This window comes from Desulfosarcina cetonica JCM 12296, from assembly GCF_001311845.1.
GTDB lineage: Bacteria > Desulfobacterota > Desulfobacteria > Desulfobacterales > Desulfosarcinaceae > Desulfosarcina > Desulfosarcina cetonica.
On sequence record NZ_BBCC01000184.1, the window covers coordinates 1 to 12020 of the forward strand.

The 12020-nt window shown below is 59.5% G+C and carries 12 protein-coding genes and 3 pseudogenes; 10 read left to right on the forward strand and 5 right to left on the reverse strand.

What is annotated here, in order from left to right:
• Nucleotides 1–978 (reverse strand): inositol-3-phosphate synthase (locus tag JCM12296_RS27430; RefSeq protein WP_054699809.1); only part of this gene is annotated, 978 nt, incomplete at its 3' end.
• Between the two features lie 338 nt (nt 979–1316).
• On the opposite strand from JCM12296_RS27430, the gene JCM12296_RS27435 reads away from it, so the two are divergent.
• Genes JCM12296_RS27435 through JCM12296_RS27450 form a run of 4 tightly spaced genes read left to right on the forward strand, consistent with a single transcriptional unit; the run spans nt 1317 to nt 5123 of the window.
• On the forward strand, nt 1317–2531 hold the full coding sequence (locus JCM12296_RS27435; RefSeq protein WP_054699827.1) for a hypothetical protein: 1215 nt from the start codon (nt 1317–1319) through the stop codon (nt 2529–2531).
• Between the two features lie 2 nt (nt 2532–2533).
• Complete coding sequence (locus tag JCM12296_RS27440; protein WP_054699811.1) at nt 2534–3235, forward strand: phosphoribosylanthranilate isomerase; 702 nt, start codon at nt 2534–2536, stop codon at nt 3233–3235.
• Between the two features lie 6 nt (nt 3236–3241).
• Nucleotides 3242–4273 (forward strand): zinc-dependent dehydrogenase, encoded by a 1032-nt coding sequence (locus JCM12296_RS27445; protein ID WP_054699813.1) that lies wholly within the window; start codon nt 3242–3244, stop codon nt 4271–4273.
• Nucleotides 4274–4319: 46 nt separating this feature from the next.
• The gene (locus JCM12296_RS27450) at nt 4320–5123 is read left to right on the forward strand and encodes a class I fructose-bisphosphate aldolase (protein WP_054699815.1); all 804 of its coding nucleotides are present in this window, start codon (nt 4320–4322) and stop codon (nt 5121–5123) included.
• Between the two features lie 104 nt (nt 5124–5227).
• Here the strand turns inward: JCM12296_RS27450 and JCM12296_RS27455 are convergent, their stop codons facing one another.
• The 4 genes from JCM12296_RS27455 to JCM12296_RS27465 are packed head-to-tail and all read right to left on the reverse strand — an operon-like array spanning nt 5228 to nt 8184.
• On the reverse strand, nt 5228–5701 hold the full coding sequence (locus tag JCM12296_RS27455; protein WP_054699817.1) for a ferritin family protein: 474 nt from the start codon (nt 5699–5701) through the stop codon (nt 5228–5230).
• A 19-nt stretch (nt 5702–5720) separates the two neighbouring features.
• Nucleotides 5721–6059 carry a hypothetical protein gene (locus JCM12296_RS27460; RefSeq protein ID WP_422699182.1) on the reverse strand — a complete coding sequence of 113 codons (339 nt, stop codon included), beginning with the start codon at nt 6057–6059 and terminating at the stop codon, nt 5721–5723.
• Entirely contained in the window at nt 6056–6286 is a 231-nt protein-coding gene (locus JCM12296_RS50915; protein WP_422699183.1) for a 2-oxoacid:acceptor oxidoreductase family protein, read from the reverse strand. The genes JCM12296_RS27460 and JCM12296_RS50915 overlap by 4 nt, the downstream gene beginning before the upstream one ends.
• Before the next feature lie 41 nt (nt 6287–6327).
• Nucleotides 6328–8184 carry a thiamine pyrophosphate-dependent enzyme gene (locus JCM12296_RS27465; protein ID WP_246804959.1) on the reverse strand — a complete coding sequence of 619 codons (1857 nt, stop codon included), beginning with the start codon at nt 8182–8184 and terminating at the stop codon, nt 6328–6330.
• Between the two features lie 263 nt (nt 8185–8447).
• On the opposite strand from JCM12296_RS27465, the gene JCM12296_RS48250 reads away from it, so the two are divergent.
• The 6 genes and pseudogenes from JCM12296_RS48250 (at nt 8448) to JCM12296_RS51625 (ending at nt 12011) form a co-directional block, all read left to right on the forward strand.
• Nucleotides 8448–8945: a PAS domain-containing protein gene (locus JCM12296_RS48250; protein WP_054699821.1), complete on the forward strand. Its 498-nt coding sequence runs from the start codon at nt 8448–8450 to the stop codon at nt 8943–8945.
• 2 nt (nt 8946–8947) lie between these two features.
• Nucleotides 8948–10092 (forward strand): annotated as a pseudogene (locus JCM12296_RS48255) (sensor histidine kinase); the annotation flags it as partial.
• Between the two features lie 102 nt (nt 10093–10194).
• Complete coding sequence (locus tag JCM12296_RS27480; protein WP_054699825.1) at nt 10195–10575, forward strand: response regulator; 381 nt, start codon at nt 10195–10197, stop codon at nt 10573–10575.
• Nucleotides 10576–10608: 33 nt separating this feature from the next.
• Nucleotides 10609–10869: pseudogene (locus JCM12296_RS45885) on the forward strand (response regulator); the annotation flags it as partial.
• Between the two features lie 254 nt (nt 10870–11123).
• Nucleotides 11124–11471: pseudogene (locus tag JCM12296_RS51620) on the forward strand (sigma-54 factor interaction domain-containing protein); the annotation flags it as partial.
• 111 nt (nt 11472–11582) lie between these two features.
• The gene (locus JCM12296_RS51625; RefSeq protein WP_479690884.1) at nt 11583–12011 is read left to right on the forward strand and encodes an AAA-type ATPase lid domain-containing protein; all 429 of its coding nucleotides are present in this window, start codon (nt 11583–11585) and stop codon (nt 12009–12011) included.
• Nucleotides 12012–12020: the final 9 nt, after the last annotated feature.

The following is a 12020-nucleotide window of genomic DNA, read 5'->3' on the forward strand; positions in this document are numbered from 1 at the left end:
CGCCAGGATCGAATCCCGGCCCTGCAGGTTGAGGCGCAGGCTCATGGGCATGCCGAAGATGCCCTTTACGTCGATGACGTCCCAGGCTTCCTTGGCATCCCCCCGGGGGGGATAGTAGTCGATATGGACCTTGTGGGTCGACCGGCCGTAACGCTCGCCCACCGGATAGCCGAGAATGTCGTCCAACAGACGCGTTTTGTTGTTCAGCTTGCCGCAGGCACGCTCCGGGTCCATCAGGTTCAGCCCATCGGCATTGCCGAGAATGTTGAGGCTGTACCAGCCGTCCACATAGAGCCCACGGGCCTTGAGGGCGGAGGCCAGGACCACCTTGAAATAAGTCTGGCCGGTTTTGCCGTCCCGGCCGGCCATGGGCACGCCTTGCGCCTCGGCCTGCTGGATGATGGCGGGCAGTTCCACCGCGTTGGGGCTGAAATTGACCACCGGAATGCCGGCCGCGACCGCCGCCGCCACGTAGGCCAGGTCGGGGAGCAGGGTATCGGCGGGTGTCTTCATCAGCGCCGCCATGTCCGCATATTGGGATGGATCGGCAACATCGCAGGCCGCCGGCAAGAGGTTGAGCATCACGCAGCGCGCCTTGGGCCAGCGCCTGCGGACCGTTTCGATATCCGCTTGAATCCGCGCCATCTGATCGCCCACATCGCCGTCGGCCGTTGGTGCGCTGAAAACGGACATTTCGTCCAGGAAGGCGGCATGGGGGCGCCAGACCCCGTCGGGCAGTACCCCGTGGCGGCAGATGGCGGCGGTCACCGTTTCCGTGGAAACGTCCCACCCGCTCACGACGACACGGGCACAATCGCCCAGGAACGCGAAACGGTTGGCGGTGGTCAGACCGGGGATGATCAGGTCCGGGGCCTCCTGCATGGCGGCAACGGCGGCGGATAGAGTGGTGCCGATAGCACCTTTGATACCGGCAACCAGGAGCAGCAATCCTGGGGCAGACGCGGGCATTGATTTCATGGATGACTATTTTCCTCTGAGGCAATCGTTCGGCGGTGAGTGGACAAATTGCCGTACCATAAAAGCAGCCCCCCGCAAAGTCAAGCCGAGGCTGAATTTATCGCGTGCGGTGGCATCACCAAGCGTATTGACAGCAAAATTTTAACTGTGTTATCAACAACAACTTTTTTAGCGCCACCTAATTTAGCACCACCCAGTAAGTAAACAGTGTTCAATCCATCGGATTTCATCCGCGTGTTGCCGGGGTGTTGATGAATTGTTTCTGTCAATAGCAACATGGCGGCTGATACCCCATATCCAACAACCCAACTATCGTGCATTTGATCGGGGGGCAATTCATGACGACAGAAGGCAGTGCGCAGCAGGGCGAAAGGATGGAAATCGAAATTATTGGCGGCCGTTTCGATAAAGTCACGACGGTCTTGGAATCATTCAAGCCCGGCGATGAACGCTTTATCCACGACTATGCCACCATCGGGCTTGAACCCCGGACATACAACCAGGTCAAACACAATCTCATCGAGGTCAAGGTGCCGGCTCGCCTGCATCCGACGGTGCTGGACATGAACCGCTTCAACCTCAACCGGCCGGGGGGCGGTGGCATTGGCGTCAGCATCGCGGTCTACTTCTATGCCAAGGTGAAGGCCATCGATGAACCCGTGATTCGTACTTCCGGTGAAAGACCTTTGATCGTCACCCATTTTGCCCATATCTTCAAAAAACTCTTGGGGTACCCTGGCGGGTTCGAAATCGAGCTTCACGATCATAAACGCCGGCATGTGGGCCTGGGATCCTCCATCGGCACCATGTGCGCGGCGTGCATCGGCATGAACGAGGTCCTGGGACGGCCCTTCCACGGCTGGGAGCTGCGCCGCATCATGGGGTATCACTCCTGTGAGGAGAGCCCCGAGAACAACGGATTCCTGCTGCCGGCCTTCGAGACCGGGATCGGGGCCATCGTGGGCGTCAACGGCGGCTGGGTGGTGGCCAGCGACGACCTCGTCTTGGTTCATCGTGTCGAGCTGCCCGACACCAAGGTGATTCTCTTCATTCCCGAGGTCCAGAGCATCGCGGACGAGTTCCGCGGCGTTGAGACCTCGGCCGAATCGGAAGTCGAGCTGCTCCTGCGGCGGGCGCGGACCCTGGATGCCCTGCAGTCCGGCGCCAAGGCTCAGATCGTGCTCTTCGACATGCTGCCGGCCATGATCAAGGGCGACCTCACGAAGATCGGCGATGCCCTTTTCGACCTTTGCTATTTGGGTTCCAAACGCGCCGAGTGCGAACAGCATGGCAATTTCGGTACCCCCATCTACCGGTACATCAACGCTTTCCGCAAGATCGGCGTGGAGATTGCCGGCATGAGTTCGGTCGGCCCGACGGTTTTTGCCCTGACCCAGAAGCAGGACGTTTACGACCGGGTGATGGCCTACCTCAAGTCGATGAACATCTCCGATACGCGCATCATCGAGACCGAGGTGGACAACCTCGGCGGCACGGTGAGCGAAAACGGTGTCGAGCGCAGTTTCATCAATGACAACTGGCTCAAGGGGTAGGCATGCCGCTTTCCTATAAAGCCAAGATCTGTGGGAACACCAACCTCGCCGATGCCCGGCTGGCCGCCGATGCGGGTGCGGATTTCTTCGGTGTGGTGGTGGAGGTGGATTTCTCACCGCGCGCGCTACGCATGGAAGCCGCCGTGGATCTGTTCTCCCGGCCACCGTTGCCCGGCGTGGCCCTGGTATATCAGATGCCGGAAAGCCGGATCCACCATCTCATTCAGACCCTGAACCCCTTTGCCGTGCAGTTTCTGGGCGATCCCGACCCGGAGCGCTTGCGCCGGCTGGTAACAGCCTTTCCCCAGACCCAGGTCTGGCAATCCCTGCATTTGCCTCCGGCAGGCCATGCGGTTACCGTCGATGCGCTGATGGCCCAGATGGATGACTGCCTGGAAGCCGGGGTCAGCGCCCTGCTTTTGGATACGGCCGCCACGGGAGGGGGTAAAACCAAGTTTGGCGGGACCGGCATTACCTTCGATTGGGACATTGCCGGGACCTTCATGGGACGGATGCCGCCGGGGTTTCCCGTCTGGCTGGCCGGCGGCATCAATCCCGACAACGTCCGCGATGCCCTTTCGGCCGTCGACCCCTACGGCATCGACCTGTGCTCCGGCGTGGAGGCCTTCACCGGGAAAAAGGATCCGGACAAAGTGAATCGCTTAATGGATGCCATTCGTGCGGCATCCGCAGCAAGGAGATAAACCCACGTGAAAGCAGCCGTTGTATACGGAAAAGACGATATCCGCATCGAGGAATACCCCACCCCGACCGCGGGAGCGGGTGAAATGGTGGTGCGCACCCGGGTTTCGGGCATCTGTGCCACCGACATCAAGACCCTGTTGGGGCAGGGGCTGCCCAAGGAACTGCCCACCATTCTCGGGCATGAAGTGGTCGGTGAAATCGCAGAGATCGGCAGCGGGGTCGATGGATATGCCATCGGCGAGCGGGTGGCGGTATACCCGATTGCCGTTTGCGGCCAGTGCGAATACTGCCGCAAGGGCCGCCACAACCTGTGCGACCATGAATTCGGCCTGGCCCACGGCATCGCCGGCGGGTTTGCCGAATATGTCCGCCTGCCCCGGCAGATCATCGAGATCGGCGGGGTGGTCAAACTGGCCGACGACCTGCCCTTTGAGCGGGCCGTCCTGGCCGAGCCGCTCTCCTGCGCCTACGCTTCCCTGCGGACCTGCCGGGTGACGGCGGGAGATCGGGTGGTGATCCTGGGGGCCGGTCCCATGGGGCTGATGCACCTGAAACTGGCCAAATGGATGGGGGCCACGGTGATCGTGGTCGACATCCTCGAGAACCGCCTGAAAATTGCCGCGCAGATGGGCGCCGACCATTGTATCAATTCAGCCACGACCGACCATGCGGCGGAGATCGACCGTTTAACCGAAGGTCGGGGGGCTGCGGTGGTGATCGCCTCCCTGGGGATTCCCAAGGTGGTCGAGGCCAACCTGAAACTGACCGGCAAGGGCGGCACCTTCAATATCTTCGGCGGGCCGCCGGCCGGCGAAACCATCCGCGTGGATCCCCGTTGGCTGCACTACATGGAGATCACCCTGACCGGCACCTTTGCCTGCTCGCCCGACGATTTCCGGCATTGCCTGGAATTGATCCGAACCCAGGCCATCACCGTGGACGATCTGGTGTCCGACACCTTCACTTTGGACAATTTTCTGGATGCTGTCGAGCGGGCCAAGGCGCAGGCCATGATCCGGGGCATCGTGACCTTTTAAGGGCTGTTTGAAAAGCCCGTCTAATCGAAATAAAGGAAGCAACCGCATGAATGGAAAAGAAAGACGCCTGAGAAGAATTCTGAACCCGGAAACCGGCCGCAGCCTGGTTTTGGCCGTGGATCATGGCATGGCCCTGGGGCCCATGACCGGTATCGTGGATATCAAAGCGACCCTGCGCCAACTGGATGCCACCGGCAAGGTGGACTGCTGGCTGATGACCAAGGGCATTTACAACCATGCCTATGCGCCGGCCGGGGATCCCGGCGTGATCCTGCGGGCCAGCGGCGGGGCGACCATTGCCGGGCCGGAGCTGACCCGTGAAGGCCAGACCGCCACGGTGGAGGAGGCCCTGCATTTAGCGGTGGACGCCGTGGCCACGTCGGCATTCGTGGGCTCGCCCTACGAACATGAGACCCTGATCGGCATGGCCCATCTATCCAGTGAATGCCGCAAGTGGGACATGCCCCTTTTGGGCGTCATCGGCCTGGGCAAGACCAACGAGGACAAGAAAAAGGATCCCAAATTCATCGCCCTGGGGGCCCGCGTGGGTGCCGAGCACGGTGCCGACATCATCAAAACCTACTACACGGAAACGGATTTCGACAAAGTCGTGGCCGGTTGCCCCGTGCCGATCATGATTGCCGGCGGACCGAAATGCGAAACCGACCTGGATACCCTCAAGATGATCCACGGGGCACTTCAGGGCGGCGCCAAGGGGATTGTCATGGGGCGCAATGTCTGGCAGAGCCCCTATCCGGTGGCCCTTCTGACGGCCGTGCACGGCCTGATTCACAAGAACCTGAATGTCGACGAGGCTGCCGAATTGTTGGCGCACGAGAAGAACACCTAAACCGGTGTCCATAGAGCATCAATCCGGAAATTCAAAGGGGGGCGCTCGTCCGACAGGTTCATGATTCGGTGAGCGCCCCCGATTCGGCTATTGGGGCTGGCGTTTCAGGGACTTGGCGGTTCGCTGGATAGGAGCCGTTGGAGTTGGGCAATATGGTTTCGCTCTTCGGCGACGATCTGGCCCAACTGCTCGGCGACGACCGGATCGTCGATAAAGCTGCCCAGGGTTTCGTAAAAGGCGATCGTATCCCCCTCGAATCCGATGAAGGTGCGGATCATTTTCTCCCTGGTGTCGATGGTGGCTAAGTCGACTTCCTGAAGGGAGAAGCTCTGCCCCTGAACCACATCCTCCGCCAGCGCGCGGCTGAATTCGGCCAGCAGCGGGCTGTCCTCATCTTCGGTCAGACGCTCCTTCAGCCGATTGAACCAGCGCGCATGGTTGTGTTCTTCCTGGGCCATCCAGGTCAACAGGGCCGCCAGGGATGCATCCGGTGTGTGCCGTCGGGCCTCGCGGTAGGTCTTTTCCCCGTTTTCCTCCAACCGAATCGCAATATCCAGGATATCGTGTGCCGTAAACATGGGGCGTCCTCATCATCGGTCATGGCGGGTATTCCACGCCAATCTTCAGGGCCTGGACAGATGCCGCCAGCAACTGCGGATTTTTGTGCAGGCGTTTTTCCAGAATTACGGAAATGTCTTCCAGATCACAGAAAAAGGGAGCCGTGTGGGCTTGCTCCACGGTGTTGCGGGCCAGGAAAAAACCCAACATGATCAAATTCACCGCCTTGGGGTTGCCCAATTTAGCGGCCAGGCCGTCGGCATCGAGAAAAAACGTTTTCAAGGGGGATGGCTGCCCATCGCCGGCCGTACCGTTGACCGCCGCCCAACCCGTGGGTTTGAGATAACCCCCATGCGGGGCCAGGTTCTCGGCCTTCATGGCGATGAGGCTATCCGCCTTCCCGGGTTGATCAGCGGGCTGGCAAAGGGCCCGACCTTGAGATGGGAGATCACCGTTCCCCCTCGCTGGGCCATGCCGTGGGTTTCCGAGGTGAATACCGGCAGCGCCTTGGCAATGGCTGCCTCGGCCAACAGGCGGGTCACGAACAAGACGCCCTGGCCGCCCACGCCGCTGATGACCATCTGATGGGTAAATGTATTCGTCATGATTGTTTATCCCTGATTCTCGATGGGTTCGGTTTTTTGATTTACCCGTTGGCCACGATCGCGCCCTTGGGACATACGTTGAGGCACACCCCGCAACCCATGCAGACCAGCGGGTCAACGGCCGTGCGGGCGCCGTCGTCCACCGCCACCAGGGCCGGACATTCGAAATGCTGCAGGCAGTACCCGCAACCGTCGCAATCGTCATTGATCGTCACGGAAATGGGCGCGGCCAACTCTCCCTGGCGGGCCAGGTCGATGACGCATCCATGGCGGGCGATCACCACGGCCGGGCCGCGTTCGCGGCTGAAGGCCACCGCCGCTTTGACCGTTGTGGTAAAGGTTGCCAGATCGTAGGGATCGCCGATTTCGAGAAATTCCACCCCGCAGCCTTTGACCAGGGTCTCCATGTCCACTTTCACCAGCGGCTTGCCGCTCACGCTGGTTCCCGTGGCCGGCGTGGGCTGGCTGCCGGTCATGGCCGTGGTGCGGTTGTCCAGGATGACCAATACGAAGCGCACGTTCTGGTTGACCGCATCGATGAGGGCGGGGATGCCGGCATGAAAGAAGGTGGAATCGCCGATCGTGGCCACGATGTCGGGGCGTTTTTCCGCGTTTCGATAGGCCTGGTAAAATCCGGCGGCCTGGCTGATGGCCGCTCCCATGCACAGCACCGTGTCCACGGCCTTGAGGTTCATCCCCAGGGTGTAACAGCCGATGTCGCTGGTGTAGATGCCGCGCGGGGCGGCCTTCTTGATGGCAAAGAAGCTGGCCCGGTGGGGACAACCCGCGCACAGCGTGGGCCGCCGGCCCGGCGCCTGGGGCAACTCGGGAATGGCCGTCGTCAGACCCGCGAAGGCGGCCAGCAACCGTTCGACCTTCTCTGGTAGGAATTCGCCGACGCGGGGTACCACCTTGTTGAGCTTGCCCTTGACCCGCTGTCGATCGGCCAGCTGCATTTCGATGATGCCGGTGGTCTCCTCAAGGACCAGCACCTCGTCATGGTCGCCCAAAAGTCGCTCAACGAATGCCGTGTGCAGGGGAAACGGCTGAAGCACCTGATAGAAGGGCAGTTGATCCCATAAGCCGAGATCGCCCAAGGCCTCGGCTGTGTAGGCGGCGGCCACACCGCTGGCCACCACCGCCCGTCGGCCGCTGGCTTGGGGATTGCGCCGTACCGGCGCGGTGGCCGGGTAAGCGGCGATTTCGGCCAGCTTGGCTTCCAGCTCAAGATGCAGCTGGTAGCGGAATTTGGGCGTGGCCGCCCAACGCAGGGGATCCTTCTTGAAGTCCGGCTGCCGGGAGGCAGTGGGAATCGTGTCCGGTGACACATCCTGCCGGCAATGGCACACCCGGGTGGTGGGCCGCAGCATCACCGGTGTGCGGAATTCCTCGGAAAGTGCGTAGGCCAGACCCACCATGGATTTGGCCTGGCGGGGCGATTCGGGGTCCAGCACGGGAATTTTGGCCATCATGGCCATCATGCGGCTGTCCTGCTCGGTCTGGGAGGAGTGCGGACCGGGATCGTCGGCGCAGATGATGACGAATCCGCCGGCACAGCCCATGTATGCGGAGCTCATCAGCGGGTCGGAGGCCACGTTCAGCCCCACCTGTTTCATGGCCACGGCCGTCCGCAGGCCGGTCTGGCTGCCGGCATAGGCGATTTCAAAGGCCACTTTCTCGTTGGCGGCCCACTGGGTATGCATCGTGATGCCGAATCGCTTCTGAAGCGCGGCCACGGAAGCGAGAATTTCCGAAGACGGGGTTCCCGGATAGGCGGTCGCCATGCCGCAGCCGTGTTCGACCAATCCGCGGGCGATGGCCTCATTGCCCATCATCAGTTCTTTTTTGCCTGCCTGGTTCATATCTACCTCGGCGTCTACAGAACGTATCTTTTTCATGGGTTCATCGAAACCAGCATCCGGACATGAATTCCCCTGTCCGGACCAGCAGGCTATTACACGGTCTCAGCCCTAAAGTAAATCCGCACGGTGGAGATAATTAGGGTTGGATGAAGATGTGAAAAGCGACTTGCCCCCACTTCCAGCAAAGGCATCCATGTTTTTTCAGCAAGGGGTACTCGGTCCCGTTAAATACCCTTTGCGTCCATTTATTTCATTACATCCGTGACGATTCCGGGGGCGGCCATCGTTGTGAGGGGAAAATGCTGAACGACCATTCATCGGGGGATCGGGCGTATCAGGTGCCGATCCTGCTTTTTACCCTGGCCGTTTTTTATCTGGGGCTCACCGGCGCGTGGTTTTCATCGAATCCGCTGATTAGCCGAATCCATGGGGATGTCGATGTCGTCCTGCCCGTTTTTTGGGGGCTTGCCTTTTATGGCATCCGACAGAGAAAAAGGAATGCTGTCACAAAGCAGCGTGACATCCTGTATCGCCGGTTTATCGAGAATCAACCGGTGGGATTGTGCCGGACAACCATTAAGGACCCGGGAGGGCGGTTTGTCATGGCCAATTCAGCTTTAGCCAAACAGTATGGCTATGCGTCGGTTGAGCAGCTGATGGAAACGAGGGTTTCGGACCTCTACCGAAATCCCGAAGACCGGGATCGCATGTTGGAAATGCTGTTGGCATCAGGCACGTCGCCGGGTTGTCGGTGGAAGGCAAAAGACGGGATGGTACCAGGATTTTTGTCTCCATGACCATGTGGCTCATCCGTGATGGGGATGGCCAGCCCATGGAAATGGAAGGTACGATCGAGGATATCACCGCCCGCAAGGAAGCCGAGCTGGCGCTTCAGCGAAGCGAAGCGATGCATCGGCTGGCCCAGCGCATTGCCGGACTGGGGCACTGGGAGGTCGCGCCGATAGCCGGAAAACCGATCTGGTCCGATGAGATGTACCACATTTACGAATGGAAAAGAGATGCCTTCGACGGCTCCCTGGACAGGTTTCTCCAACGGGTCCATCCCGACGATCGGGATGATGTCGTCGCGCAAATCACCGATGCCAGGGAAAAAGGGGCGCCAATCGACAACGTCCACCGGATTGTCTTGCCGGATCGTCGGGTCAAGTACATCTATTCCATGGGCCATGTGGAATATGGGGACGATGGCGAACCGATTCGTATTGTCGGAACCAGCCAGGACGTCACCCAACAGAAATTGGCCGAAATGCAAAAGGAAGAATCCGAGCAACGACTCCTGCAGGCGCAGAAACTGGAAGCGATCGGCACCCTGGCGGGCGGTATCGCCCACGACTTCAACAATATCCTCACCTCGATCATCGGTTTTACCCAACGTGCCGCCCACCTGCTGCCCGAAAACAGCCCGGCAATCAAAAAGCTGGATATCGTTCTCCAGGCGGGGATGCGCGCCCGGGATCTGGTTGACCATATTCTGGCCTTCAGCCGGGAGAGCAAACCCGAATGCAAGCCGGTTCAAACCCGTATTATCGTCAAGGAGGCCATCAAGCTTCTGCGGGCAACGATTCCGGCCAATATCGCGATCAAACCGGATATCGCGTCCCAATGCGGCCGGGTGCTGGCCGACCCGGTTCAGATCCATCAGGTGGTGATGAACCTGTGCACCAACGCCTATCACGCCATCGGCGCCATCGGCGGCCAAATTACGGTTTCCCTGGCACCGGCCGACCTGGGGCCCGACGATCTTCAAACCGGATTTGACGTCAGGCCCGGCGCCTATGCCCATCTACGGGTCGCCGATACGGGCCGCGGCATGGATCAAAAGACCCTCGGCAAGATTTTCGATCCCTACTTCACGACAAAAAGAGAGGGGCGGGAACGGGGCTGGGGTTGTCCGTGGTTCACGGCATCGTCAAGAAACATGGCGGCCAGATATCCGTTCACAGCGAACCGGGCCGGGGAACCGCCTTTGATATCTTTTTGCCTTGTATTGACAATCACGATGTCACGGAAGCCGTGGCCCAGACGATGCCTATCGCCGGCGGTAGCGAGCACATCCTGGTGGTCGACGACGAAAACCTGATTGCCGAAGTCCTGTCTGAAACGCTGATCGACCTAGGCTATCGGGTCACCGCGTTTACATCCAGTGAAGCCGCCCTCGCGTTTGTCACGGACCGTTCCGACGTGCCGGATTTGATGATTACCGACATGACCATGCCAGGCATGTGTGGTGATGACTTGTCCATAAATATCCTCAAGCTTTTACCGGAACTTCCGATCATCATCTGTACCGGGTTCAGCGACAATTTGGATGAAAAGAAGGCGCAAGCGATTGGTATTCGTGCGTTTTTGGCCAAGCCGGTTACCGAGCGGCGCCTGACCGCATGTATCCGGAATCTTCTGGACTAAATAAGACCATGGCAATGGAACAACGGTGAAATTATGGCTTGGGTTTTGATTCTGGATGACGATTCGGGCATTCAGCAGCTCCTGGAAGAGCTGATTGACGATTTGGGGCATCGGCACCGGACCGCCGCCAGCCTGGCGGATGGCTTGTCCATGGCCGGAAACCAGGATTTCGATCTGGTCTTGTTGGATCTGGACTTCCCCGAAGGCAACGGGCTTGAGATCATGCCGGATCTGTTCCGGCTGCCCAGCGCTCCCGAGATCATGATCATTACCGGCACGGGCGATGCCGAAGCGGCTGAACTGGCCTTTAAATACGGTGCCTGGGATTATGTGCGCAAGCCGTTTTTGATTGAAACGGTTTCGTTTCAGGTTACAAGGGCACTGCAATACCATGCGGAAAAAGCCGGCCGAACGAAACCGGCCATTCTGAAAAGAGACCGGATTGTCGGCGACTCCGATGAGATCCGCTTTTGTCTTGACGAGGTTGCCAAGCCGCGGCGACAGATAGCAGCGTTCTCCTTTCCGGGGAAACCGGCACCGGCAAAGAGCTCTTTGCCAGCGCGATCCACGAAAACAGCCGGCGTTCGGATGAGAGGTTTGTGGTCATTGACTGCGGTGCATTGCCGGAGACATTGGTCGAAAGCATTTTGTTTGGTCATGAGAAGGGCGCTTTTACCGGTGCCGACAGCCGCCGGGAGGGGCTGATTGTCCAGGCGGCCGGAGGAACGCTTTTTCTGGATGAAATTGGAGAACTCGATCTGGCCGTCCAGAAAAAATTGTTGCGAACCCTGCAAGAGCGTCGCTTAAGGGCCGTTGGTGCCAACAAGGAGATCTCGGTTGACTTTCGGCTGGTTGCGGCGACCAATCGGGACCTCGATCAGATGGTGCGCGATCATCAATTTCGTGAAGATTTGCTGTTCCGGATTCGCGGCATTGAAATCCGGCTGCCACCTCTTCGAGAACGCAAGGCGGACATCCCGGCCATCGTTCATCACACCATTCAGCGGATGGGCGTGCGTTACGGCATGGGAACCAAAGGGGTCGCGACTGAATTTATGGATGTCCTCCAGCAGTTCGATTGGCCCGGTAATGTGCGCGAACTGATCAGTGTACTGGAACATGCCGTGGCCAACGCCGGTGCCGACCCTACCCTGGTGCCCAAACATTTCCCCTCCAAATACCGTACGGCCATTCTGGCGCGCACGGCCAATGCGTGTCCGGAAGGCGGCCCTTCCAACGGGCGGGTGGCATTCCAGGATGCTGCCGGTGGTGTCGTCAAATGGATGGATTATCGCAAGCAGGCCGAGAAGATCTACCTCCAATTCCTCTCGCAAAGTTCTCACGGGAGCTGGCAGGCGGCCTGCAAGTTTTCCGGTTTGTCCAAGACGCGATTGTATGAGTTGTTGAATAAGCACGGCGTCTCCCTTCAAAATTGACGGATTCGT

What these genes read in the sequence shown, in the direction of transcription:
- JCM12296_RS27435 (WP_054699827.1), top strand. Translation starts at nt 1,317, where the DNA reads ATGACGACAGAAGGCAGTGCGCAGCAGGGCGAAAGGATGGAAATCGAA.
- JCM12296_RS27440 (WP_054699811.1), top strand. Translation starts at nt 2,534, where the DNA reads ATGCCGCTTTCCTATAAAGCCAAGATCTGTGGGAACACCAACCTCGCC.
- JCM12296_RS27450 (WP_054699815.1), top strand. Translation starts at nt 4,320, where the DNA reads ATGAATGGAAAAGAAAGACGCCTGAGAAGAATTCTGAACCCGGAAACC.
- JCM12296_RS27455 (WP_054699817.1), bottom strand. Translation starts at nt 5,701, where the DNA reads ATGTTTACGGCACACGATATCCTGGATATTGCGATTCGGTTGGAGGAA.
- JCM12296_RS27460 (WP_422699182.1), bottom strand. Translation starts at nt 6,059, where the DNA reads ATGAAGGCCGAGAACCTGGCCCCGCATGGGGGTTATCTCAAACCCACG.
- JCM12296_RS50915 (WP_422699183.1), bottom strand. Translation starts at nt 6,286, where the DNA reads ATGACGAATACATTTACCCATCAGATGGTCATCAGCGGCGTGGGCGGC.
- JCM12296_RS27465 (WP_246804959.1), bottom strand. Translation starts at nt 8,184, where the DNA reads ATGAAAAAGATACGTTCTGTAGACGCCGAGGTAGATATGAACCAGGCA.
- JCM12296_RS48250 (WP_054699821.1), top strand. Translation starts at nt 8,448, where the DNA reads ATGCTGAACGACCATTCATCGGGGGATCGGGCGTATCAGGTGCCGATC.
- JCM12296_RS27480 (WP_054699825.1), top strand. Translation starts at nt 10,195, where the DNA reads ATGCCTATCGCCGGCGGTAGCGAGCACATCCTGGTGGTCGACGACGAA.
- JCM12296_RS51625 (WP_479690884.1), top strand. Translation starts at nt 11,583, where the DNA reads ATGGGCGTGCGTTACGGCATGGGAACCAAAGGGGTCGCGACTGAATTT.